We start from the raw sequence: 23,302 nt of genomic DNA, 5'->3' as shown, positions 1-23,302 counted from the left end.
CACCTACACGGCGTCGCCCAGGAAGTGCAGCGCCGATCGCACCGCGCCGCGCGCGGCGACGACCTCCTCATGGCCCACCTGCGCGCCCGGCACGGCGCTCTTGAGCCGGTGCTCCAGCCGCTTGCGCATCGCGGCGCCGCGGCCGAGCAGCCCGCCGCTCAGGGCAATCGAGATCGCGGCGCGCTCGTCGCTGAACAGTTGCCGGGCCAACGCGCGCGCGTGCAGGGCCAACTCCTCCGTGGCGAGGTCGAGCAGGGAATTGGCCCGTAGATCGCCCGCGTCGGCCACCTGGAACACCACCGGCGCCAGCGTCGCCAGCGTGGCCGGCGTCGCGTCGGCGGCCCACGACACGAGGTCGGCCACTTCCTTGGATTCGGTCGCCGTGAGGATGGCCCCGGTGAGCGCCGTCTCCGGTTCACGGCCGTCCGAAGCGGCGGCCACGACCGACAGGGCATGCCGCCCGATCCATGCGCCGCCGCCCTCGTCGCCGAACTCCGGTCCCCAGCCGCCGCATCGCGCCGTCGCGCCCGTCGGGGCGCGCCCGATCGCCACCGACCCCGTGCCGGCGAGCACCAGGATGCCGGCCCCCTGGCCGAACGCATCGTCGAACGCCACCGCGAAATCGGTGTGTACCACCACCTCCTCCGCCAGCGCGCGGCTCGTCAACGCCTCCCAGAGTTGCAGCCGGAGCGCTTCGCGCCCCACGCCCGCCACGCCCACGCACACCACGCGTGGCGTCTCGTCGCCCGCGTTGGCCTGCGCCAGGGCATCGCGAACCACGGCGCAGATCGCGTCCGCGCTGTCGTCCACGTAGCCCGCGCGCACGGCGCTGGGGGCGCCCGTCGCTTCGGCAATCGGGGTGCCCTGTTCGTCCGCGACCAGTGCCGTGGTCTTGCTGCCGCCGCCGTCTACGCCGATTACGAGTGCCGTCATGTCAGACTTGCGCCGCCCGCTCACGCGCGTGCGTGAGCGACGACAGGGATCCGGTGAGGAGGGTGATGGTCGTGCCGATCAGCACGTACCAGGGCCACGCGATCGCGCCCAGCGGCCCGAGCGTCGCGGCGAGTGAAGGATACGCGGTCGCGAGCGGTTTCGCGAACACCACGAACGACATCGCGACGATGCCCACCGACATGCCCAGGATCGCGTCGCGCTGCACGGCGCGCGAGACGAATAGCGCCAGGAAGAACCCTCCCAGCAACCCGCCGTAGGTGAACGACGCGATCGACAGCGCGATCACCACCACCGGCGTGCCCTGTTGGCGGAACATCAACGCGCCCGCGGTGAGCGCCACGCCCCAGAACAGCGCGAACATCTTGCCCACGCGCAGGGCGCGCGGGTCGTCGGCCGAACGACCGGTGAGCGGCAGGTAGATGTCGTGCGTGGCCGACGCCGCCAGCGCGTTGATCGCCGCCGAATGCGTGCTCATCGTGGCTGCCACGATCGCCGCCACCACCAGCCCCAGCAGTCCCGGCGGCATCGCCTCGAGGATGTACGTCGGGAAGACGTCGTCGGGTGAGGCGAACGCGCGGCCGCCGAAGTGCGCCCACAGTCCGATGCCGATGAACAGGAACAGCGCCATCTGGGCGATGATCGCGACGCCACTCCCGATCACCGCCTTCTGCGCGTCGCGCAGCGAACGCGCCGACAACAGCCGCTGCACGATCAGCTGGTCGGCCCCGTGCGACGCCATCGACAGGAACGCCCCGCCCAGCAACCCCGCGAGCACGGTGAACGGCCGGTCGAGTCGCGTGGAGAAGTCCAGCACGCGCAGCTTGCCGGCGGCCCCCGCCGAGTCGAGGATGGCGTGCCATCCTCCCGCCGTGCCGCGCCCGAGCAGGACGATCGCGGCGATCCCGCCCACGAGGTACACGCCGGCCTGGATGAGCTCCGTCCACACCACGGCGCGCATCCCGCCCTTGTAGGTGTACAGGACCGTGAGCGCGCCCAGGATGAGAATCGCCGCCGGCATCATGTAGCGCGGCGGCACGGTGCCCGTGCCGCTGAGGATCATCGCCACCGGGATCGCGGTCGCGAACACGCGCACCGAGTCGGCCATGGCTCGCGTGCCCATGAAGACGATCGAGGTGAACCGCCGCGTGGCGAGCCCGAATCGCTGCTCGAGCATGGCGTACGCGGTCACGATCTCGCCCTGGTAGTAGCGGGGCAGGAGGGTGAAGGCCAGCGCGATGCGGCCCAGGAGATATCCCACCACCACCTGCAGGAATCCGAGGTTGCCGATATAGGCCAGCCCGGGAATGCTGATGAACGTCAGCGCGCTGGTTTCGGTGGCCACCACCGAGAACAGGACCGCCAGCCAGGGGATGTTGCGGCCGGCCACGAAGTAGTCCCGGGCGTCCTTCTGCCGGCGGCCCAGTCGAATGCCGAACGCCGTCGTCCCCGCGAGATACGCGACGAGGACGACGGCGTCGAGACCGGTGAATCCGCTACTCAAGCCGTGAAGGAGCTACCGCACCCGCACCCGCCCGTAGCGTTCGGGTTCTTGAACGTGAAGCCCGATCCCTGCATCGACGACACGTAGTCGATCGTGACGCCATTGATGTACTGCGCCGAGAATGGATCGACGAGGACGCGCCAACCGCCCTGATCCACCACGAAGTCGTCTTCGGCGGCCGCGTCTTCGATCAGCAGGCCGTACTTGAATCCGCTGCATCCGCCGGGCTGTACGCTCACCCGGAGGCCGCCCACGGTGGGATCGACCCCTTCCTGATCCATGAACTTCCTCACCTCGGTGCCGGCAACGTCGGTGACGGTTACCAGGACATCGGGCTGCTGGGTGGTGCTCATCAATGCCTCCAAGTCGTTGGGCGGCTTGTGCTCCCGCCCTTTGCTACCAGTAAAATATAGGGGCCCCCAGGTGGCGCTTCAAGCTGGGCCTGGCACGCCGGCCGCTACGCTATGGCCGGCCCCCGATCCCCCGCCGCCGCTCGTCGGCCGCCTCGCGCGCCACCACGGTCTCCACGGCGTCCGAGACCCTGATCCGCACGCCGCCGATGCGGGTGTTCGCCCGCGTCGGGTCCACCCGGTTGGTGAGCAGCACCACAAACAGGTCGCGGGCGGGATCGATCCAGATGGACGTCCCCGTGAAGCCGGTGTGCCCGAACGCCGAGGGCGACATGAAGTGCCCCGCCGAATTGGTGCCGTTCGGCTTCTCCCACCCGATGGCGCGGTTGGAGAGCGCGCGGTCCTGGATCGCGGTGAATTCGCGCTCGGTCTCCGGCGTGAACATCCGAACGGCGCCCAGCGCACCGCCGTTCAGGTACATCTCCGCGAACCGGGCCAGGTCGCGGCCGCTGCTGAATAGTCCGGCGTGCGCCGAGATGCCGCCCAGGTAGTATGCGCGCTCGTCGTGCACCTTGCCGCGGAGCTTGCCGCCGCGCAGCGGATCGACCTCGGTGGGCGCGATGCGTGGCCGCAGGGAGTCGGGCGGGTTGTACATCGTTTCGTCCATGCCCAGCGGGCCGAACACATGCCGCGCCAGGTAGCGGTCCAGCCGCTCGCCCGACACGCGTTCGACGACCTTGCCGGCCAGGTAGGCGCCGATGTCGCTGTACACGAATCGGGTGCCCGGGAGCGCCTCGAGCGGCTCGGCCATCATCAGCGCGGCGATGCTGTCGGCGTTGGTGGTGATCTTGTCGTACGCGCGAAACGCCGGCAGCCCCGACGTGTGGGTGAGCAGGTTGCGCACCGTCACGTCGGCTTTGTGAGGGCCCTGCCACTCGGGCAGGTAGCGCTGCACCGGGGCGTCCAACACCACCTTGCCTTCCTCGACCAACTGCATCATCGCCGACGTCATTCCCACCACCTTGGTGAGCGAGGCCAGGTCCCACATCGTGTGCTCGTCGGGGCGCGGCGACGGATCCCAGTCCAGATGGCCGGCGCCGTACTCGGCAAGGATGCCCGTGTGATCGCCCACCGCGGCGAACGCGCCCGGGAAGGCGCGCTCCCGCACGGCCGAGTCGAGGACGTTACGGAGGGTGTCGGCCAGGGCGTGGGCGAGCGCCGCGCGCGCGCTGGCTTCGGGGCGTGGCGCCTGGGCGGCGGCGGGCCGTGGGGCGGCGATCGCGAGGGTGAGAATGGCGACCAGCAGACTCTGCATTCGGGCACTCGTCATGCTCCAAGAATACGCGCCCGCGCGGCCCTGGGAAGCGGTGCCGGCGCGGTTGCTACAAGTCTGTGGACGGGATACTTTTAGCGGCCGGGGCGTCGCTCCGGCCGTTTTGCTTTTCGCCCCCGCCCCCGCCTGCGTTTCGTGCGGCGAGGCGTTCGCCGAGTGCTGCGTCTCGGAGCCGAATGAAGATCCTGCCGGACTGGCTCAAGAACGGATACCTGCGCCTCATCGATCCCGTCGCGGACTGGTGTGTGCGGCACGATGTGCATCCCAACACGATCACGGTGATCGGCACGGTCTGTACCGTGGCCGGTGGCGTGATCTACGGGACGGGGCACATCAGCTGGGGCGGATTCTTTCTGGGGCTCACCGCGCTGTTCGACGTGCTCGACGGAACGGTGGCTCGGCGGTCGGGCAGGACGTCCACGTTCGGCGCGTTTCTCGATTCCACGCTCGACCGGCTGGCCGACGGGTTCGTGCTCGGCGGCCTGGCGGTGTTCTATGCGCTCAACCAGGCGCACCATTCCTGGGCGAGCGTGCCGATGGTCGTGGTGTGCCTGCTGGGCCTCATCGGGGCGTTCCTGACGTCGTACACCAGGGCCCGGGCCGAGGCGTTGGGCATTGACGCGAAGGTCGGGATCCTGCAGCGTCCCGAGCGCGTGGTGCTGTTGTCGGTCCCGCAGGCGTTCTTCGGCCTCACGCTTCACGGCGTGGTACTCGCCGTCATCATCGTGATCCTCACCGTCACGGCGTGGATCACCGTTTACCAGCGCGTGGCGTGCGTGTATCACGCCACGACGCCCACGGACGCCAAGTCCTCCCCCGAGAGCGAAGGGCAGCACACGCTGCCGTCGCACCCGTTCGAGCCGCGTCCCTTGCTCAAAGGAGAATAACGTCGTGCAGGGTTCGTCATCCGACACGCGCACACCGCCACGTCCGGCCACCGGCAAGCTGGGCGTGCTCACGCCCGGTCTCGGGGCGGTGGCGACCACGTTCATGGCCGGCGTCGAGAGCATCCGACGCGGTTACTCGAAACCCATCGGCTCGCTCACCCAGATGGCGACGATCCGCCTCGGCAAGCGCACCGACAATCGCGCGCCGCTGATCAAGGACTTCGCGCCGCTCGCCTCGCTGGACGATCTGGTGTTCGGCGCCTGGGATCCGATCCCCGACGACGCGTACACCGCGGCCAAGAAGGCCGGCGTGCTCGAATCCGCTGATCTCGAACGGGTGGCCGATTTCCTCAAAGCCATCAAGCCGATGCCCGCGGTGTTCGACAACCACTACGTCACGCGCATCACCGGCGCCAACGTCAAGACGGGCAAGACCAAGCGCGACCTGGCCGAGCAGCTCCGCCAGGACATGCGCGACTTCAAGGCCAAGCACAACCTCGATCGGCTCGTGATCGTGTGGTGCGCGTCCACGGAGATCTTCATCCGGCCCGGCCCGCAGCACGCCACCGTGGAGCAGTTCGAGAAGGCCATGGAGCGCAACGACGAGGCCATCTCGCCGGCCATGCTCTACGCCTACGCGGCGATCATGGAGGGCATCCCGTACGCCAACGGCGCGCCCAATCTGGCCGTCGACACGCCGGCCCTGATCCAGCTCGCCAATGAGCGTGGCGTCCCGATCTCGGGCAAGGACTTCAAGACCGGCCAGACGTGGCTCAAGACCGTCATCGCGCCGGCCATCAAGGCGCGGATGCTCGGCCTTGCCGGCTGGTATTCCACCAACATCCTCGGCAATCGCGACGGCGAGGTGCTCGACGACCCGCAGTCGTTCAAGACCAAGGAAGAGTCCAAGCTCAGCGTGCTGCACACGATCCTGCAGCCCGAGCAGTACCCCGATCTGTACAAGGACTTCTCGCACGTCGTGCGCATCAATTACTACCCGCCGCGCGGCGACAACAAGGAAGGCTGGGACAACATCGACATCTTCGGGTGGATGGGCTACCCGATGCAGATCAAGGTGAACTTCCTCTGCCGCGATTCGATCCTCGCCGCGCCGATCGTGCTCGATCTCGCGCTGTTCTCCGACTTCGCCAGCCGCGCCGGCATGAAGGGCATCCAGGAATGGCTGAGCTTCTATTACAAGTCGCCGATGGCGGCGGCCGGCCTGCAGCCCGAACATGATCTGTTCATCCAGCAGACCAAGCTGAAGAACACGCTCCGCCACCTCATGGGCGAGGAGCAGATCACGCACCTCGGCCTGGAGTACTATCGATAGTGATGCGAATCGCGCGCGCGCTGCTCCTCGGGTTCGCCGTCACGGCCGCCGCATGTGGCGAGCCGCGCCGGCCGGTGCTGCACCTGCCGTCCAAGAGCTACGACTTCACCATCGAGCCCTCGGATATTCCGCCCCACGCGCGCGAGAGCATCACCTACAAGGTCACCGTCCTCGACCGCAAGACCCAGCAGCCCATCGACAACGGCGAGGGGCGGATCTTCGCCAACACCCGCGATGGGGCCAGTACGTGGGACGGCTTCGAGAACGGCCCGCAGGTGGGAACGTATTACGGCAAGCTGAATTTCGTGGTCGCCGGCCAGTGGGCCATGGCGATCCAATTCCGGCGCGATTCCCTGCATCCGCTCGAGCGCGTGGACTGGATGCAGGACGTGTTCAACGAACGGGCGGACTCCACTCCCTGATGCGACACTTCTACCGCAGTCACCTGGTTCCGGCGGACGTCCTCACGGCCGCGGATCGTTTCTTCCCCGAGCGCGGGCTGCAGAACACCGCCGCCCCCGCCCGGGCGCGCACGTTCAGCGGCCCCCTCGGCGCGCTGCGTCTCACCGTCAAGCCCGAGGGCGGCCACTACACGTTCGTCGAGGTCGAGACCGACCAGATGGGCGAGAGCCGGCTCGATCGCAACGTGAAGCGATTCTTCGTGTCGCTGCATCGCACCGAAGACCCACGGCACGTTCTTGAAGCGGCCTACTAGGGGAGGCGCGCCCACACCGCGCCGCGCGCCGCACCGGGTGGCCGCATGACGGCGCCGGAAGGGCCCCCGCTCGAATCCGGCCGCGCATGGCAGTATGTTGGCATAGGGTGCATCACGCTCTCCGGTGGCCTGTTCGGCGGCGGGATGCTCGGCGTGATGGCGGCCAAGATCTACGGCGCGGCGCGCCACTGTGTCGCCGACGCCAACACCGGAGCCCCCTGCGATTGGGGGAAATTCTGGCTCATCGGGGCGCTCGCCGGCGGAGTCCTGCTTCCGGCGATCGTCTTCTTCAAGCTCCGCCGCGGCCGGCTCGCGGCGGCGAAATCGGACCGAGGATGATCCCGTGGCACGCATAGACATCATCATGCCCCAGATGGGCGAATCGATCGCCGAGGGCACGCTCTCCAAATGGTTGAAGAAGGTCGGCGACGAGGTCAAACGCGACGAGCCGATCTTCGAAATCTCCACGGACAAGGTGGACGCCGAGATCCCGGCGCCCGCGGCCGGCGTGCTGGCCGAGATCATCGTCACCGAGGGACAGACGGTCCCCGTGCAGGCGGTGGTGGCGCGTCTCGAAACGGAAAAGGGCGCGGCCATCGCCGCCGCGCCGTCGGCGCTGGCTCCCGTGGTCGCTGCTCCCGCGGCGGTCCCCGCGGCTCCGAGCGCGCCGACCCCTGCGCCGGCTCCCGTTCCGGCGGCACCGGCACCGGCACCGGCACCGGCGCCGGCGTTCGCGGCCGGCAACGGCCACTCGCTCGAGGAGCGGCTGCGCACCAAGTCGTCGCCCCTCGTCCGCAAGATCGCGGCGGAGCACGGCATCGAGCTCGCCGCCATGCAGGGCTCCGGGATCGCCGGCCGCGTCACCAAGCGCGACATCGTGCAGTTCATGGACTCGGGCGCCGTCCAGCCCGCGGCTCGCGCGGCGATGCCCGCCCCGGGCGGCGCCGGCCTCGCCGCGGCCCCGATGCCCGAGCCATGGGCCGGCGACGTGGTCGAGCCGATGAGCAAGATGCGCGCCCTGATCAGCGAGCACATGGTGGTCTCGCGCCACACGTCCGCCCACGTGACGTCGATCATGGAAATGGACTTCACGCGCGTGGCGCGCATCCGTGCGGCGCGCCGGGCGGAGTTCGAGGCGGCTACCGGCCAGAAGCTCTCCTACATGCCGTTCATCATCAAGGCCACGGTGGATGCGTTGAAGGCGTTCCCGGTGGTGAATTCCTCCGTGGCCGGCACCAACGTCATCTACCGCAAGGCGATGAACATCGGCGTCGCGGTGGCGCTCGAATGGGGGCTGATCGTCCCCGTGATCCGGAACGCCGGCGACCTGTCGCTGAGCGGCCTGACCAGGGCGCTCAACGACCTCGCCGCCCGCGCCCGCGCCAAGCGGCTTGATCCGCGCGAGGTGCAGGACGGCACGTTCACGATCACCAACCCGGGCGTCTTCGGGTCGCTCACCGGCACGCCGATCATCAACCAGCCGCAGGTGGCGATCCTCTGCATCGGCGCGATCGAGAAGCGGCCCAAGGTGCTCACCGGGGCCGACGGCGAGGACGTGATCGCCATCCGCACCTGCTCGTATCTGTCGCTGTCGTTCGACCACCGCATCATCGACGGCGCCGTGGCCGATCAGTTCCTCGGTCATATCAAGCGCACGATCGAATCGTTTCCCGACACGGCACTCTGAGCATGCGGCGCGCCCTGACCGTCCAGCGCACGCTCATTCCTCCGCAGGATCGCAAGCGCTACGCCGACCGCCTCGCGCGGCGCAAAGAGTACTACGCCAAGGCCAACTGCCACTTCTGGGCGTTCGAGGAAGAGGCGCTGCCTGGGGCATTCCTCGAATTCTTCGAAGCGCCCGATGTCGAGACGTTGACCCGCGCCCACGCCGGCGCGCCCGACCCGATTCTCGATGCCGGCCGCATCTACATTGAAGTGGAGCTCCCCTAGATGCCCACCCGCACCCTGTCCGCGCACGGCAAGACCTGGCGCATCGTGCCCTCCGGCCGCGTCACGCAGTCCGACCACGACGAATTCGCGCTGCTCTTCATCGCCGGCGCCGGCGACGATCGCGAGGTCCGCGTCACCCGCTACTCGCCGCACGGCGCCCGCTCGCGCGAGCAGGCCCTGGCCGAGTTGAGCGACGCCGAGCTCCAGCAACTGTTCGGCTACTCCCAGCCCAGCTTCACGTCGCCCGAAGCCGACTACTCCGCGTGACGGCGCCGATCGGCGCCGCGGACGCGCCGCATCGTCCGGCGTTCATCGATCTGCATTCGCACTCCACCGCGTCGGACGGCTCCCGTCCTCCCGCCGACGTGATGGCCGCCGCGCGCGCGGCCGGCCTCGCCGCCATCGCCCTCACCGATCATGACACCGTCGCCGGAATCGCCGAGGCCGCCGAGGCCGCCGAGGCCCTCGGCGTGCGCCTGATCCCCGGCGTGGAGCTGAGCGCCGTCGAGGGCGATACCGAAACGCACCTGCTCGGGCTGCACCTCTCGCGGCTCTCCGAAATCGAAGACGGGCTCTCCGCGCTGCGCGATATGCGGCGCGTGCGCGCCGAGCGCATGGTGGCGCGGCTCAACGAGCTGGGCGTGCGGATCGGGGTACCGGCGGTGCTCGACCAGGCGGCCGGCGGCGCGATCGGGCGCCCGCACGTGGCCCGCGCCCTGGTGCAGGAAGGGTGGGCCACCGACGTCCGCGACGCCTTCGATCGATACCTCGGCAATGGGCGTCCCGCATTCGTGGCCAAGGACCGGCTGTCGATGGTGGACGCGATCGCGATGATCCATCGCGCCGGCGGCGTGGCCGTCGTCGCCCATCCCGGCCACGCCGGCACGCGTGAACGCCTCGAGACGCTGGCTGCCCAGGGACTGGACGGCGTCGAGGTGCTCCACCCCAGCCACAGCGCCGAAGACATCGCGCGCCTGCGAACGCTGGCCGACTTTCTGGGGTTAATCCCCAGTGGCGGGTCCGACTGGCACGGCGCCAGCGACGGCGCGCGGACCCTCGGGTCGATGCGGGTGCCGGAGGAATGGCTGGCCCTGCAGGAAGCGCGGGTGGCGCAGTTGGCCGTGCCGAGCGGATTGTAGCACCACTCCGGACGCTGGAGCGACGATGGAGCTGCACGGACGGACGGTGCTCGTCACCGGCGCCGGTCGGCGGGTGGGGCAGGCGATCGCCGTGGCCCTCGGCGCGCGCGGCATGCACGTGGCCGCGCACTATCACGGATCCGCGGACGGGGCCGACGAGACCGTCCGGCTGATCGAAGCGGCGGGCGGCACCGCCCATGCGCTGCGCGCCGACCTCGGCGATCCCGACGCCGCGCCGGCGCTCGTGTCGCAGGCCGTGGCCGCGCTGGGCGGGCTCGATGTGCTCGTGAACTCCGCTGCCGTCATGGAGCGCACGCCGTTCGGCGCCATCTCCGTGGCGCAGTGGGAGCGGATCTTCGCGCTCAACCTGCGCGCGCCGTTCTTCCTGTGCCAGGCGGCGGCGCCGCATCTCGCGGGCGCCCAGGGCGGCGGCGCGATCGTGAACATCGCCGATCTCGCGGCTTTCGAGACGTGGCCCGACTATATCCCGCACGGCCTGAGCAAGGGCGCCGTTGTGCACATGACCCGGTCGCTGGCCCGCGTCATGGCCCCCGCGGTGCGCGTCAACGCGGTCGCGCCCGGAACGGTGCTCCTGCCCGAAGGGTGGACGGCGCCCGAGGGCGAGGCGCTGCGGGCCACCACGCCCCTCCAGCGGCATGGCACGCCGGACGACGTGGTCCAGGCCGTGCTCTACCTGTTGCAGGCGGACTTCGTCACCGGCGAGACGATCGTCGTCGATGGCGGCCGGCGTGTCCGCCACTAATCCGCGGTTCGCGCCGCCGCAGCGCTTCGGCACGATCGTCGTTGTCGGCGGCGGCTGCTACGGCGGCTACTACGTGCGCCAACTGCGTCGCGCCGTGGACGCGGGCGCGGTGTTTTGCCGCGAGGTGGTGGTGGTGGACCGCGATGCCGACTGCGCCGTGGCGCGCGATCTCGCGCCCGGCGATCCGCTCGTGCGGGTGACGGTGGCGGAGTGGCGGGACTTCCTTGCCCGGCACCTGGGCGCGGCCGGCGATGCCGGCGAGTCGCAGGACGATGCGATCGTGCCGTCGCCGCTGATGCCGCACCTGCTGCGCGACTGGCTGGTGGACGCGGCGCGCCTCCGATGGCCCGCGCGTCCCGCGCGCGTGGCGGCGCTCCATGGTCCGCCGGCCGTGCCGTGGGAGCGCGCGGCGCCCGATGGCACGCACTACGTGAGCTTCGCCACCTGGACCTGTCCGATCAACTGCATCGAGCCGGCCGTGTGTCCCCACACCCGGGGACCGCGCGACTGGAGTCTGGCGCCGGCCATCCGCGACTACGCCGACGCGGAGCGCGCGGCCGGCCGTCCCGTGCTCGGACCGTTCCTGTTCCGGTGCACGCACCGCGCGTACGGCGTCGGGATGATCGACGTGCGGGACGTGCTCGCGGCCGACCGGGCCGTGCGCGACGCCGGGGCGGGGAACCGCCCGGTGGATGCGCTCGTGGGCACGGTCTCGCATTGCCACGGCGCGCTCAGCCGCGTGGTGATCGCCCCGACGCCGGATGCGGCGAACGGCTGATCGGAGCGGCCGGGGCCTGTGCGCACGGTTCCCAACGCCCGTGCTTCTGGCGAGATTCCAAGGCAGCGAAACATCGCGCGCGGTCACGCGCGCCTAAATAAAGAGAGGGATCGCTGTGGCACAGACCCACGAGTATGAGGTCGTGATCATCGGCGCCGGCCCCGCGGGCATGTGCGCCGGAATGTACGCCGGCCGCGGCATGCTGAAAGCGGTGGTGCTCGAGCGCGGCGCGCCGGGCGGAGAGTTGCTCAACACGGAAATGATCGAGGACTATCCGGGTTTCGAGCACATCCTCGGGCACGAGCTCGCGCAGAAATTCGCCGATCACGCCACCAAGTTCGGCGCCGATATCCAGACCGGTGTCGTCGTCACGTCCATCAAGAAGCGTGAGGACGGCCTGTTCGACACCACCACCGAGGGCGGCGACGTCTACGTCTCGCCCACCGTCATCGTCACGGCCGGCGGAACGCCGGTGCGACTCGGCGTCCCCGGCGAACTGGAATACGCCGGCAAGGGCGTGTCGTATTGCGCGGTGTGCGACGGCGCCTTCTTCCGCGGGCACACCATCGCCGTGGTCGGTGGCGGCGATGCGGCGGTGGAGGAGGCCGATTATCTCACCCGTTACGCCGAGAAGGTGTATCTGGTGCATCGCCGCGCCGAACTGCGCGCCTCCAAGCTCCTCCAGGAGCGCGCGTTCGAGAACCCGAAAATCGAATTCATCTGGAACACCGTGGTCGAGCGAGCAGTGGGCGACGACCAGGGGTTGCTCCATCACCTCGCGCTGCGCGACCTGATCACCGGCGAGCGCCGGGACCTCGCGGTCACCGGGCTCTTCATCTTCGTCGGCTTCCGGCCCAACACCGGCGTCATCGCCGATCACGTGGACCATGACGAGATGGGCTACCTGCGCACCGACTGGAATATGCAGACGTCCATTCCGGGACTGTTTGCGGCCGGTGATGTGCGCGTGCAGCTCACGCGCCAGGTCACGACCGCGGTGGGCGACGCGACCACGGCTGCCATCGCGGCCGAGAAGTACCTCAAGGCGCGCGCCGACGTGGCCAAGCCAGTCGGCGCCGCGTGAACGCCGCGGGGCGGCCATGAAGATCAGTGCCGAGACGGTCGGCCCGTTCCAGGAGAACAGCTACCTCGTGGTGGACGAGGAGGCCGGGCGCGCCGTCCTCATCGACCCCGGCGACGAACCGCTCCGGCTGCTCGAGTTGATCGCCCGCTCGGGCGCCCGGCTCGATGCGATCTGGCTCACGCACGCCCACCTCGACCACGTGGGGGCCATCAACGGCGTGCGCCGGGCGCATCCGGTGCCGGTGTACCTGCATCCGCTCGACCGTCCGCTCTACGATCGGGCCGCCGAGATCGCGGTGCTGTACGGGATCCCGTTCGAACAGCCCGATCCCCCCGACCGCGAGTTGGCCGACGGCGCGGTGATGACGGTGGGGGCGCTCCGGTTCGAGGTGTTGCACACGCCGGGCCATGCGCCCGGCCACGTGATCTTCCACGGACACGGCGTCATCCTCGGCGGCGACCTGCTGTTCCGCGGGTCCGTGGGGCGCACCGACCTGCCGTTCAGCAGCGCGCCCGACATGGAAGCATCGCTCGCCCGCGTGAGCGCGCTGCCGGCCGGAACCATCGTGCATCCCGGCCATGGGCCGGCCACCACCATCGCCGAAGAGCTCGAGACCAATCCGTTCCTCAACGGGACGGCGATGCCGGTGCGCCGATGACCCTCACGCGCCGTGGCGCCGGGCTCTGGCAGGTGGTGTTGACCTCCCTCTGGCTGGGGGCCACGGTGCTGTTCGCGGCCGCGGTGGCGCCGGCCGCGTTCGCGGCGCTCCCCACCCGCACGCTGGCGGGCGACCTCGTGGGCCGTGTCCTCCCCGTGGTGTTCTGGTCGGGCATGGCGCTGTTCGCCGCGGTCGTGCTGCTCGGCGTGCGCGCCGACGCGCGGTCGCGGCTCAAGCCGCGCATCCTCGCCGCCGCCCTCGGCGGCGCGTCGTGCATGATCGCCCAGCTCGTCGTCGATTCGTGGATCGCGCGCGTGCGCGTTCGCATCCACGGTCCCGTCGATGCGCTCGCCGTCACCGACCCGCTGCGCATCGCGTTCGGCCAGTTGCACGCGCTGAGCGTGGTGCTGCTCGGCATCGCCATGGTGTCCGCTGCCGTCGTGCTTGGCGTCGCCGTGCGCGACCTGCATTCGGCGCCGTGACCGCGCCGCTCATCCTCGTGTTCATTCCTCTCATCCGCTCGCGACTCCTCCCATGACTTCCGCGACTCGTTCCGAAAAGGATCCGCTCGGCCCGCTCGATGTGCCGGCCGATGCCTACTATGGCGTGCAGACGCAGCGCGCCCTGCAGAACTTCCCGATCAGCGGCCTCAAGCCGCTGCGCGAGTTCGTCCGCGCCGTGATCTGGATCAAGAAGGCCGCCGCGCTCACGCACAAGCAGACCGGGCGGCTCGACGCCAGGCTCGCCGACGCGATCGTCGCCGCCGCCGATGAGGTGCTGGCCGGCGCGCACGACGCGCACTTCGTGGTCGACGTGTACCAGGCCGGCGCCGGCACGTCGCACAACATGAATTGCAACGAGGTGCTGGCCAATCGGGCCAACGAGCTCCTGGGCGGCAAGCGGGGCGAGTACAAGCCCGTGCATCCCAACGATCACGTCAACATGGCGCAGTCCACCAACGACGTGATCCCCACGGCAATCCGTCTCGGCGGGCTCGACCTGCTGCAACCGCTCGATCGCGCGTTCGGCGCGCTGCGCGACGCCCTCGCCGCCAAGGGCCGTGAGTTCGACGACGTGCTCAAGTCGGGGCGCACCCATCTCCAGGACGCGATGCCGATCCGCCTCGGGCAGGAGTTCGCGGCGTATGCCGGGACCATCGAGCGCAATCTGGCGCGCGTCCGTCAGTCGGCGGACTACCTGCGCGACCTCGGCATCGGCGGCAGCGCCGTGGGCACCGGCGTGAACGTGGAGCCGGAGTATCCGGCGCTCATGCACACGTACCTCGAGCAGGTGACGGGGCTCGACCTGCGCGTGGGCGCGGATCGCATCCAGCTCATGCAGAGCATGGGCGACGCCGCCGCGTTCTCCGCGGCCATCAAGGTGCTGGCGCTCGACCTCAGCAAGATCGCCAGCGACCTGCGCCTCATGGTGAGCGGTCCGCGCACCGGCCTCGACGAGATCGTGCTCCCGGCCGTGCAGCCCGGTTCCTCGATCATGCCCGGGAAGATCAATCCCTCGGTGGCCGAGATGGTCAATCAGGTGTGCTTCCAGGTGGTGGGCAACGACGCCTGCGTGGCCGCGGCCGCCGAGCACGGCCAGCTCGAACTCAACGTCATGATGCCGGTGATCGCGCACAACCTGATGTTCTCGATGATCATCCTCACCAACGCCGCCACGGTGCTCACCGAGCGGTGCGTCATCGGCATCGAGGCCAACCGCGCGCAGTGCGAGTACTGGCTCGAGCGCTCGGCCGCGCTCGCCACCGCTCTGGCGCCGCAGATCGGATATGCCAAGGCCGCCGAGATCAGCAAGCGGTCGGTCAAGGAGAACGTGCTCATCCGGGCCCTCGTCGAGCGCGAGAAGGTCCTGCCGCCCGAGGCGATCGCCGAAGCGCTCGACATGCGCAAGATGACCGAAATCGGCGTTCCAGGCGGCAAGCACGGGGGGGCGTGACCGCCCCCCGGGCCGGATTCCCTCTTTCCCCCTCCATGCCCCCGCATTAAGCTCCATTTATGCGTATAACCACCTTGGCCGAATACGGCGTGATCTGCGCGCTCCACCTGGCAAAGCGCAGCGATGATGGGCCGGTCACGGGTCGCGAGATCGCGGCCACCGAACGGCTGCCGGTGGACTATGTGGAGCAGATCCTGCTGCGGCTCAGGCGGGCCGACATCGTGAAGAGCACGCGCGGGGCACGCGGCGGGTATGCGCTGGCCCACCCGCCGGAGGAGATTACCGTGCGCGACGTGATCGCCGCCTCGGAACTCACCACCTTCGACCTCCACTGCGTGTCGCATCCGGTGGAGGAGGCGCGCTGTTCCGCGTCGCACGAGTGCAGCATCCGCCCCGTGTGGCTCATGCTGCAGCAGAAGATCGACGAGGTGCTCGAGGGCGTGCGGTTGTCCGATCTGCTCCACGAGGAAGGCGAGGTGCGCATCCGCGTGGGACTCGGCCCCGTCATCGAGGCCGAGATCGGTCGCGGCCTGCCCGTTCTCCAGAGCTTCTGAGCGCGTTCGCGCCGCGCGTTCGGTCCATGCCGATCTTCGGACGGTGGCGAGCCGAGCGAAAACTGCACGAGCGCGCGGAACGGTTCGTGGCCGGGCTACTCGTCGAACCCGACGACGCCGATGTCTCGTGGTTGGCCGAGTGCGCCACCCGCGGCGACCGGGATCACGCGGCCTGGGAACTCCGCTACGCGCGCCGCGCGCTCGGCCTGGTGAGCGCCCAGCGTGACGCGCTGGACGACCGGACCGGCGCTGTCGTGGCGCATGCCATGGCCGCGGCGTTCGCGCGCGATCGGGGCATCGACCGCGATCGCCTGGAACTCTCCCAGCGCCAGTTCAACGCGCGGTTGAGCGCCTACCGCGACGCCGTCGGTGCCCGCGTGAACGCGGCCACGCCCGCCCGCCTCGGGCGCACCCTGCTCGCATTCTCGGGCGGTTCGTTTCGCGAGATCGACGCCAACGTGGAACGGGCGGGCGACCTCCTGGCGCGTGATCTCGCCGCGGCCAACGCGTCGCTGCGGGAGCAATTCGGCACCGCCACCCTGCCCGAACACGTGCCGCCGTCGGCGATCGACCGCCGCTGACCCACCAGACGGCACGAGGGGGCTGTTCCGGAAGGAACAGCCCCCTCGCGATCCTGGAGTGCCGAAGGCGGGACTCGAACCCGCACGGGCTTGCACCCACTGGCTCCTGAAGCCAGCGCGTCTACCAGTTCCACCACTTCGGCGTGAACGCGGATATTATTGACGGCTGAACATGAAGTCAACGAACGAAGCCAACGACACCATCCCGATCGCGCGAAACAAGCGCGCGCGCTACGACTACCACATCCTCGAGACGTGGGAGGCGGGGCTCGTGCTGACCGGCACCGAAGTCAAGTCCCTGCGCGACGGGAAGGCCCAGATCACCGACGCCTACGGGATCGTCAAGGACGGCGAGGTCTATCTCCTCAACCTGCATATTTCGCCCTATAAACAGGGCAGTTACAACAACCACGAGCCCACCCGAACGCGCAAGCTGTTGCTCCACAAGCGTCAAATCCGTCGTTTGATCGGGGCGGTGGAGCGCGAGGGTCTCACGCTCGTCCCGCTCGATCTGTATTTCAAGAACGGAGTGGCGAAAGTGACGATGGCTCTGGGCAAGGGAAAGAAGGTGCACGACAAGCGGGATACCGAGCGCACGCGGGACGCCGAGCGCGAGATGGCCCGCGTGGGGCGGGGACGATGATCGCCCTCGCGTTCGCGGCCTTCCAGATGGCGGCCGCGGCGCCGGTGCGCGACGTGCCGGCCCGACCCCGGCACGCACTGGCGGGCCACGTCGTGGAGGTCGGCGCGCATCCGCGCCTGGAGGGCGACGTCCGGCGCACCGTGGTCGTGGACGCCGGCCACGGCGGGCCCGACAACGGCATGAGCGGTCCGGTGGGCGCCGTCCACAAGATCTACGAGAAGAACATCACGCTGCAGGTGGCGCTCAAGCTCGGCGCCGCGCTCAAGGCGCGCGGCGTGCACGTGGTGTACACCCGCACCACCGACACCCTCATCGCCCTCGGCGACCGCGGCCGGATCGCCAACCAGGCGGGCGGCGACCTGTTCATCTCGATCCACGTCAACGCCGCCAATCCCAACTGGAAGGATCCGGGCGCGGCCCGCGGATACGAGACGTATTTCCTGTCCGAGGCCAAGACCGAGGACGCCCGCCGCGTGGAAAAGATGGAAAACGCGTCGGTGCGCTTCGAGACCGGGCCTGCGGTCTCCAGGGACGACCCGCTCAGCTTCATCCTCAGCGACATGCAGCAGAACGAGCACCTCCGCGAGTCCATGAAGCTGGCCGATTCCGTCCAGGCGCACCTCGGCGGCGTCGAGCCCGGTCCGAGCCGCGGTGTGAAGCAGGCCGGGTTCATGGTGCTCGTGACGGCGTACATGCCGGCCGTCCTCGTCGAGATCGGTTTCGGCACCAATCGCCAGGACGCCGCGTTCATCAGCGATCCGTCCAAGCAGTCCGAGATCGCCGACTCGATCGCGGACGCCGCCGTGGACTACCTCAACGCGTACTGGGGCAGTGTGCGAGGCGTGGCCAACCGCGTGAACGGCGGCAATCCATGACCTCGGCGTCCGCGCTCCGCGTTCGCGTTGCCGGACTCGATTTCCAGAATCCCATCCTTCTCGCCGCCGGCACGGCCGGCTACGGCCATGAATTGGCCGGCGTGATGGATCTTGCCGCACTGGGCGGGCTCGTGACCAAGGCCGTGAGCCGCGCGCCGCGCGAGGGAGCGCCACCGCCGCGCGTGGCCGAGTTCGACGGCGGGATGATCAACGCCGTGGGGCTCGCCAATCCCGGGGTGGACGAGGTGTGCCGCGCGCACCTGCCATGGCTCGCGGCGTCGCTGCCGGCCACGCGCAAGCTCGTGAACGTGGTCGGATTCGACGTCGACGAATTCGCCGACGTCGTGCGACGATTGGAGGACTGCGAGCCGGCCGCGGGCGCGATCGACGGCTACGAACTCAACGTGAGCTGCCCGAACACCAAGGCCGGCGGCATGGAATTCGGCGCCGACGACGCGGCGCTCCGGGCGGTGGTCGCGGGCGTGCGCCGCGCCACCGCACGGCCCGTATTCGCCAAGCTCTCGCCCGCGCTGCCCGACATCGCGCGCACGGCGCGGGTGGCCGTGGACGCCGGCGCCGATGGGATCACCGTGGTGAACACCATCCCGGGGCTCGTCGTGGACGTCGAGGCCAGGCGTCCGGCGCTCGGGTTCGGCACGGGCGGCGTGAGCGGGAGCGCCATCCTGCCGGTGGGCGTGCTCGCCACGTGGAAGGTGACCCGGGCCGTGTCCGTGCCGGTGATCGGGTTGGGTGGCGTGCGGACGGCCGGCGACGCGCTGCAGTACCTCATGGCCGGCGCATCGCTCGTCGGCATGGGCACGGCGGCGCTGCGCGATCCACGGCAGCCGGAGCGCGTGGTGCGCGACCTGGCGCGGTGGTGCGCTGCGCACGCGGTGCGCGATCTGGCAACCATTCGCGGGAGCCTCATATGGCCGGCGTGACCACGCCCATCGTCGCCCTCGACGTGCCGACGCTGGCGGCCGCGTTGGCGCTGGCCGACGAACTCGACGGGCTGTGCGGCTTCTACAAGGTGGGGCTGGAGCTGTTCACTGCCGAGGGGCCGCGGGTGGTCCGGACGCTGCTCGATCGCGGCGCCGACGTGTTTCTCGATCTCAAGCTGCACGACATTCCCAACACCGTGCGCGGCGCGGTGGAGCGGGCGGCGGCCCATGGCGTTCGCCTCGTCACGGTACACGCGTCGGGTGGGCGGGCGATGCTGGAGGCGGCGCAGCGGGGGGCCGGCGATTCGGGTGCGCACTGCGAACTCCTGGCCGTCACCGTGCTGACCTCGCTCGATGCGCCTGCGCTCGCGGCGGCCTGGGGGCGGGCGGACGGACCGGCGCCGCTCGACGTGCTGGCGGAGGTGCTGCGGCTCGCCGGCGATGCGGCGGGCGCCGGGCTGCACGGCGTGGTGTGCGGCGGCCCCGAGGCCGCGGCGGTGCGCGCGCGGTTCGGGGGAAGCCTGGCCACGCTGGTGCCGGGGGTCCGGCTGGCGGGGGCCGGGGCGCAGGATCAGGCGCGCGTGGTGACGCCGGCTGAGGCGGCTCGGGCCGGCGCGTCGTACGTGGTTCTGGGGCGTACCGTGACGGCCGCGGCCGACCGCCGGGGGGCCCTGGAACGGGTGCTCGCCGAGCTCCGGAGCGTGGGCGCGTCGTGAGCCTGTTGCGGGCGGATGGGGACGCGCATTTACGGTGCGTGTCCGGCTTGCGTCAAGTTGAGGCCCCGGTTACTGTTAAGGTCTGGCTGGAATTCCTTTAGAATCTGTTTCTGTCGGGACCGGAGCTTTCGTGAAAGTACGCAGCAGCGTGAAGCCGATCTGCGAGCACTGCAAGGTGGTCAAGCGGAATGGCGTGATCCGCATCATCTGCAAGCGCAACCCTAAGCATAAGCAGCGGCAAGGCTAATCCATGGCGCGCATCAGTGGCGTCGATCTCCCTCGCGACAAGAAGGTCGAGATCGGCTTGAGCTACATCTACGGCATCGGGCGGAAGCACGCGGCCGAGATCATCCAGAAGGCAGGCGTGGACGGATCGCTGCGCATTCGCGATCTGTCGGACGCCGACGTCAACAAGCTGCGCCAGGTGATCGAGCGCGACTACAAGGTGGAAGGCGCGCTGCGGACCGAGGTGGCCATGAACATCAAGCGATTGATGGACATCGGCTCCTATCGGGGCGTGCGTCATCGCCGCGGTCTGCCGGTGCGTGGTCAGCGGACGCACACCAATGCCCGCACCAAGAAGGGCCCCCGCCGCGCGATCGCCGGCAAGAAGAAGGTAACCAAGTAATCCTATGGCCACTGGCAAGAAGTCCAAGCGCGTCGTGGAGGCGGAAGGCATCGCCCACGTGAACGCGACGTTCAACAATACGATGGTCACCATCACCGACATGCACGGGAACGCGGTGTCCTGGGGCTCGTCGGGCAAGGCCGGGTTCAAGGGCTCCAAGAAGAGCACGCCGTTCGCGGCGACCGTCGCGTCCGAGCAGTGCGCGCGCGAGGCCCTCAGCCTCGGCGTCAAGCGGGTGCACGTGCGCGTGCAGGGACCGGGGAGCGGGCGCGAGTCCGCCATCCAGGCGCTGGCGTCGGCGGGCCTGCAGGTCAAGTCGATCAAGGACGTGACGCCGATTCCGCACAACGGCTGCCGTCCGCCAAAGCGCCGGAGAGTCTGAGCCATGAGTCGGTATCTGGGAGCGAGCTGCAAGCTGTGCCGGCGGGAGGGGACCAAACTCTTCCTCAAGGGCACCAAGTGCTTCACCGAGAAGTGCCCCGTCGAGCGGCGCCCGTATGCGCCCGGCCAGCACGGGCAGAGCACGGCGCGCCGGCGCAAGGCGTCGGAATACGCCAAGCAGCTGCGCGAGAAGCAGAAGATCAAGCGCATGTACGGGCTGGGCGAGCAGCAGTTCCGGAACATCTTCGAGAGGGTGTCGAGCCTTCCCGGCGTGACCGGACACAACCTGCTGGCCAACCTCGAGAGCCGGTTGGACAACCTCGTGTATCGGATGGGGTTCGCGCCCAGCCGCAAGGCGGCGCGCCAACTCATCCGGCATCGCCACATCGAGGTCAACGGCCGCACGGTGGACGTGGCCAGCTACGTGGCCCAGCCTGGCGAAGAGATCCGCGTCCGCGAGAAGTCGCGCGAGATCGTCGCCGTGCAGGCGGCGTTGGAGCAGTCGGGCCGCGGCGGCGCGCTGTCCTGGCTCGCCGTGGACAAGGGCACGTTCAGCGGCCGGATGCTCGAGCGTCCCACCCGGCCGAACATCCCGATCGCGGCGCAGGAGCAGCTCGTGGTCGAGTTGTACTCCAAGTAACGCGGTCGGACAGTAGGGGTGTAGGACAGTAGGACTGAATAACTGCCCAACGGTTGCTGTCTCACCCTCCTACTCTCCTACCCTCCTACCCTCCTACGGGGCGGTGCGGTGGGTGGGGAGGAGAGGGGCGGTGCGGTGTGGTGCAGTGCAATGGGTCGGGACCCTAACTCCCATTCGAGCTTGCCGCGCGTTAGGGGCGGGGCAGGGCGACACCGGGGTCACCCGGTCGGACCAAGGACACACACGATAATGGCCAACACGATCGATCTTCGCGGACTCGTCCGCCCGCAGCTCGTCGAATCGACGACGCGCGATGATAATCCCAACGTTGCCGAGTTCCGTCTGCAGCCGCTCGAGCGCGGCTTCGGGCACACCCTCGGCAACGCCATGCGGCGCATGCTGCTGTCCTCCCTGCGCGGCTCCGCCGTCTGGGCGTTCCGCATCGACGGCGTCGTGCACGAACATCAGACCATCTCGGGCGTGGTCGAGGACGTCCACCAGATCATCGGCAACCTCAAGACGCTCACGCTGGTGCTCGACGAGGACGTCGAAGAGGCCGTGGTGCACATCGCCAAGTCCAAGGCGGGCGTGGTCACGGCGGCCGACATCCAGTCGGCCAGCGGCGTGCGGGTCATCGACCAGTCGCACCACATCCTCACGCTGCAGGATGACCGCGACCTGACGATGGATCTGTACGTCAACAAGGGTCGTGGCTACCTCGAGGCCGACCAGCATCCGCTGGACCGCGGCCGTCCGGTGGATCTGGTGCGCATCGACGCGATCTACAACCCCGTCCGCCGGGCCAACTTCTCGGTGGCCGAGACCCGCGTGGGCCAGCGCACCGACTACGATCGGCTCACGCTGACGGTGGAGACCAACGGCACGATCTCCCCCGCCGAGGCGGTGAGCTACGCGGCCGCGCTCGCGCAGTCGCACTTCCAGTACTTCGTGGACTTCGGCTCGCACACGTCGGCCCCGTTGGGAGAGAGTTCCGAGTCCAGCGACGGCGACGCCACGCGCATGGCCCAGCTGCTCAAGACGCCCATCGACGACCTCGAGTTGTCGGTGCGCTCGGTGAACTCGCTCAAGAATTCCAGCATTCGCTCGCTCGGCGACCTCGTGCGCCAGACCGAGAGTCAGATTCTGCAGGTGAAGAACTTCGGCAAGAAGTCGCTCCAGGAGATCGCCGATCTGCTCGAGCGTGAAGGACTGAATTTCGGGATGCGGTTTGAAGAGAACGGCGAAGGGGTGCGGGTGCTCGATTGGGGCACGCCACCGAGCCGGGCCGCCGCGGCGGCGCCCGACGACATGGAGGAGTAGGCAATGCGGCATGCCAAGGCGGGGCGCGCGCTGCGCAGAACCAGCGAGCAGAAGCTCTCCCTGATGCGGAATCTCGCGACCTCGCTCATCGAGCAGGGCGCGATCGAAACGACCGAAGCGAAGGCCAAGGAACTGCGGCCCTTCGTCGAGAAGCTGATCACCAAGGCCAAGACCGGCACGCTCCACGCGCGCCGCCTGGCCGGCCGTGACATTCACAAGCGGGCGGCGGCGGACAAGCTGTTCCAGGAACTGGGACCGCGGTTCGCCAAGCGTCCCGGCGGGTACACGCGCATTCTCAAGACCGGCCACCGCAAGGGTGACGGCGCCGAGATGGCGCGCATCGAGCTGATGGAGGGCTGATCCCATGGCTATCGCGAGACATCGCTGCTACAGCTGCGACAAGGGCGTGGCGTTCGGAAATAACGTGTCCCACGCCAACAACAAGACGCGCCGTACCTGGAAGCCCAACCTCCAGGTCATGCGCATCGTCGGGCCCGAGGGCAAGATCATCAAGGTCAAGGTCTGCACGCGCTGCCTGCATGCGGGCAAGCTCAAGCGGGCCCCGCGCGGTCGGGCCGCCTGACGCGTGGTGTCGCACGCTGCGATGAGGGGGGAGCGCACCGCG

At 69.3% G+C, this 23,302-nt stretch carries 32 protein-coding genes and 1 tRNA gene; 28 read left to right on the top strand and 5 right to left on the bottom strand.

Annotated elements, in window-relative coordinates; all coding sequences use genetic code 11:
* Nucleotides 1–3 precede the first annotated feature (3 nt).
* The 4 genes from VNE60_14240 to VNE60_14225 all read right to left on the bottom strand — a co-directional run bounded on the left by VNE60_14240 (nt 4) and on the right by VNE60_14225 (nt 4,135).
* Entirely contained in the window at nt 4–933 is a 930-nt protein-coding gene (locus tag VNE60_14240; protein HVB32681.1) for a BadF/BadG/BcrA/BcrD ATPase family protein, read from the bottom strand.
* A gap of 1 nt (nt 934) precedes the next feature.
* The gene (locus VNE60_14235; protein ID HVB32680.1) at nt 935–2,455 is read right to left on the bottom strand and encodes a sodium:solute symporter; all 1,521 of its coding nucleotides are present in this window, start codon (nt 2,453–2,455) and stop codon (nt 935–937) included.
* The gene (locus tag VNE60_14230; GenBank protein ID HVB32679.1) at nt 2,452–2,808 is read right to left on the bottom strand and encodes an iron-sulfur cluster assembly accessory protein; all 357 of its coding nucleotides are present in this window, start codon (nt 2,806–2,808) and stop codon (nt 2,452–2,454) included. The genes VNE60_14235 and VNE60_14230 overlap by 4 nt, the downstream gene beginning before the upstream one ends.
* 109 nt (nt 2,809–2,917) lie before the next feature.
* Nucleotides 2,918–4,135: a serine hydrolase domain-containing protein gene (locus VNE60_14225; GenBank protein HVB32678.1), complete on the bottom strand. Its 1,218-nt coding sequence runs from the start codon at nt 4,133–4,135 to the stop codon at nt 2,918–2,920.
* A 179-nt stretch (nt 4,136–4,314) separates the two neighbouring features.
* On the opposite strand from VNE60_14225, the gene VNE60_14220 reads away from it, so the two are divergent.
* From VNE60_14220 to VNE60_14140, 17 genes are all read left to right on the top strand, one after another.
* Nucleotides 4,315–5,025, top strand: a complete 711-nt coding sequence (locus VNE60_14220) for a CDP-alcohol phosphatidyltransferase family protein (protein HVB32677.1) — start codon at nt 4,315–4,317, stop codon at nt 5,023–5,025.
* A 4-nt stretch (nt 5,026–5,029) separates the two neighbouring features.
* Complete coding sequence (locus VNE60_14215; GenBank protein ID HVB32676.1) at nt 5,030–6,358, top strand: inositol-3-phosphate synthase; 1,329 nt, start codon at nt 5,030–5,032, stop codon at nt 6,356–6,358.
* Nucleotides 6,359–6,360: 2 nt separating this feature from the next.
* Complete coding sequence (locus VNE60_14210) at nt 6,361–6,780, top strand: hypothetical protein (GenBank protein ID HVB32675.1); 420 nt, start codon at nt 6,361–6,363, stop codon at nt 6,778–6,780.
* Nucleotides 6,780–7,073, top strand: a complete 294-nt coding sequence (locus VNE60_14205) for a hypothetical protein (GenBank protein ID HVB32674.1) — start codon at nt 6,780–6,782, stop codon at nt 7,071–7,073. The genes VNE60_14210 and VNE60_14205 overlap by 1 nt, the downstream gene beginning before the upstream one ends.
* A gap of 45 nt (nt 7,074–7,118) precedes the next feature.
* Nucleotides 7,119–7,412, top strand: a complete 294-nt coding sequence (locus VNE60_14200) for a hypothetical protein (GenBank protein HVB32673.1) — start codon at nt 7,119–7,121, stop codon at nt 7,410–7,412.
* A 4-nt stretch (nt 7,413–7,416) separates the two neighbouring features.
* Nucleotides 7,417–8,760 (top strand): dihydrolipoamide acetyltransferase family protein, encoded by a 1,344-nt coding sequence (locus VNE60_14195; GenBank protein ID HVB32672.1) that lies wholly within the window; start codon nt 7,417–7,419, stop codon nt 8,758–8,760.
* A gap of 2 nt (nt 8,761–8,762) precedes the next feature.
* Nucleotides 8,763–9,023: a hypothetical protein gene (locus VNE60_14190; protein ID HVB32671.1), complete on the top strand. Its 261-nt coding sequence runs from the start codon at nt 8,763–8,765 to the stop codon at nt 9,021–9,023.
* On the top strand, nt 9,024–9,290 hold the full coding sequence (locus VNE60_14185) for a hypothetical protein (protein ID HVB32670.1): 267 nt from the start codon (nt 9,024–9,026) through the stop codon (nt 9,288–9,290). It abuts the gene before it with no gap.
* Complete coding sequence (locus tag VNE60_14180) at nt 9,287–10,162, top strand: PHP domain-containing protein (protein ID HVB32669.1); 876 nt, start codon at nt 9,287–9,289, stop codon at nt 10,160–10,162. The genes VNE60_14185 and VNE60_14180 overlap by 4 nt, the downstream gene beginning before the upstream one ends.
* 25 nt (nt 10,163–10,187) lie before the next feature.
* Entirely contained in the window at nt 10,188–10,925 is a 738-nt protein-coding gene (locus VNE60_14175; GenBank protein ID HVB32668.1) for an SDR family oxidoreductase, read from the top strand.
* Complete coding sequence (locus VNE60_14170) at nt 10,912–11,703, top strand: hypothetical protein (protein ID HVB32667.1); 792 nt, start codon at nt 10,912–10,914, stop codon at nt 11,701–11,703. The genes VNE60_14175 and VNE60_14170 overlap by 14 nt, the downstream gene beginning before the upstream one ends.
* A gap of 115 nt (nt 11,704–11,818) precedes the next feature.
* Nucleotides 11,819–12,787, top strand: coding sequence for a thioredoxin-disulfide reductase (gene trxB / locus VNE60_14165; GenBank protein ID HVB32666.1), 969 nt, complete (start codon nt 11,819–11,821; stop codon nt 12,785–12,787).
* A 16-nt stretch (nt 12,788–12,803) separates the two neighbouring features.
* Entirely contained in the window at nt 12,804–13,445 is a 642-nt protein-coding gene (locus VNE60_14160; protein ID HVB32665.1) for an MBL fold metallo-hydrolase, read from the top strand.
* Nucleotides 13,442–13,927 (top strand): DUF4149 domain-containing protein, encoded by a 486-nt coding sequence (locus VNE60_14155; GenBank protein ID HVB32664.1) that lies wholly within the window; start codon nt 13,442–13,444, stop codon nt 13,925–13,927. The genes VNE60_14160 and VNE60_14155 overlap by 4 nt, the downstream gene beginning before the upstream one ends.
* Nucleotides 13,928–13,979: 52 nt before the next feature.
* Nucleotides 13,980–15,398 (top strand): aspartate ammonia-lyase, encoded by a 1,419-nt coding sequence (locus VNE60_14150; protein ID HVB32663.1) that lies wholly within the window; start codon nt 13,980–13,982, stop codon nt 15,396–15,398.
* A gap of 59 nt (nt 15,399–15,457) precedes the next feature.
* Entirely contained in the window at nt 15,458–15,952 is a 495-nt protein-coding gene (locus tag VNE60_14145) for an Rrf2 family transcriptional regulator (GenBank protein ID HVB32662.1), read from the top strand.
* A gap of 26 nt (nt 15,953–15,978) precedes the next feature.
* Nucleotides 15,979–16,533: a hypothetical protein gene (locus VNE60_14140; protein HVB32661.1), complete on the top strand. Its 555-nt coding sequence runs from the start codon at nt 15,979–15,981 to the stop codon at nt 16,531–16,533.
* Between the two features lie 59 nt (nt 16,534–16,592).
* On the opposite strand, the gene VNE60_14135 is transcribed toward VNE60_14140, so the two are convergent.
* Nucleotides 16,593–16,676 (bottom strand) — tRNA-Leu (locus VNE60_14135).
* Nucleotides 16,677–16,705: 29 nt separating this feature from the next.
* On the opposite strand from VNE60_14135, the gene smpB reads away from it, so the two are divergent.
* From smpB to rpmB, 11 genes are all read left to right on the top strand, one after another.
* Complete coding sequence (gene smpB / locus VNE60_14130; protein HVB32660.1) at nt 16,706–17,176, top strand: SsrA-binding protein SmpB; 471 nt, start codon at nt 16,706–16,708, stop codon at nt 17,174–17,176.
* A complete protein-coding gene (locus tag VNE60_14125; protein HVB32659.1) occupies nt 17,173–18,051 on the top strand; it encodes an N-acetylmuramoyl-L-alanine amidase in 879 nt (292 codons plus the stop codon). The genes smpB and VNE60_14125 overlap by 4 nt, the downstream gene beginning before the upstream one ends.
* Nucleotides 18,048–18,992, top strand: coding sequence for a dihydroorotate dehydrogenase (locus VNE60_14120; GenBank protein HVB32658.1), 945 nt, complete (start codon nt 18,048–18,050; stop codon nt 18,990–18,992). Before VNE60_14125 ends, VNE60_14120 begins: the two co-directional genes overlap by 4 nt.
* The gene (pyrF, locus tag VNE60_14115; GenBank protein HVB32657.1) at nt 18,980–19,708 is read left to right on the top strand and encodes an orotidine-5'-phosphate decarboxylase; all 729 of its coding nucleotides are present in this window, start codon (nt 18,980–18,982) and stop codon (nt 19,706–19,708) included. The genes VNE60_14120 and pyrF overlap by 13 nt, the downstream gene beginning before the upstream one ends.
* Nucleotides 19,709–19,838: 130 nt before the next feature.
* Entirely contained in the window at nt 19,839–19,955 is a 117-nt protein-coding gene (gene rpmJ, locus VNE60_14110) for a 50S ribosomal protein L36 (protein ID HVB32656.1), read from the top strand.
* A 3-nt stretch (nt 19,956–19,958) separates the two neighbouring features.
* Nucleotides 19,959–20,336 (top strand): 30S ribosomal protein S13, encoded by a 378-nt coding sequence (gene rpsM / locus VNE60_14105; GenBank protein HVB32655.1) that lies wholly within the window; start codon nt 19,959–19,961, stop codon nt 20,334–20,336.
* Nucleotides 20,337–20,340: 4 nt separating this feature from the next.
* The gene (gene rpsK / locus VNE60_14100) at nt 20,341–20,718 is read left to right on the top strand and encodes a 30S ribosomal protein S11 (protein HVB32654.1); all 378 of its coding nucleotides are present in this window, start codon (nt 20,341–20,343) and stop codon (nt 20,716–20,718) included.
* Between the two features lie 3 nt (nt 20,719–20,721).
* Entirely contained in the window at nt 20,722–21,357 is a 636-nt protein-coding gene (gene rpsD, locus VNE60_14095) for a 30S ribosomal protein S4 (GenBank protein ID HVB32653.1), read from the top strand.
* A 249-nt stretch (nt 21,358–21,606) separates the two neighbouring features.
* Nucleotides 21,607–22,677, top strand: coding sequence for a DNA-directed RNA polymerase subunit alpha (locus VNE60_14090; GenBank protein ID HVB32652.1), 1,071 nt, complete (start codon nt 21,607–21,609; stop codon nt 22,675–22,677).
* Nucleotides 22,678–22,680: 3 nt separating this feature from the next.
* Nucleotides 22,681–23,037 (top strand): 50S ribosomal protein L17, encoded by a 357-nt coding sequence (gene rplQ, locus VNE60_14085; GenBank protein ID HVB32651.1) that lies wholly within the window; start codon nt 22,681–22,683, stop codon nt 23,035–23,037.
* Nucleotides 23,038–23,041: 4 nt separating this feature from the next.
* Nucleotides 23,042–23,260, top strand: a complete 219-nt coding sequence (gene rpmB, locus VNE60_14080; GenBank protein ID HVB32650.1) for a 50S ribosomal protein L28 — start codon at nt 23,042–23,044, stop codon at nt 23,258–23,260.
* Nucleotides 23,261–23,302 lie beyond the last annotated feature (42 nt).

Source organism: Gemmatimonadaceae bacterium (assembly GCA_035533755.1).
Classification (GTDB): Bacteria; Gemmatimonadota; Gemmatimonadetes; order Gemmatimonadales; family Gemmatimonadaceae; genus JAGWRI01.
Note: the sequence above shows the minus strand (reverse complement) of the source record. Positions and strands in the feature narration are given on the sequence as shown.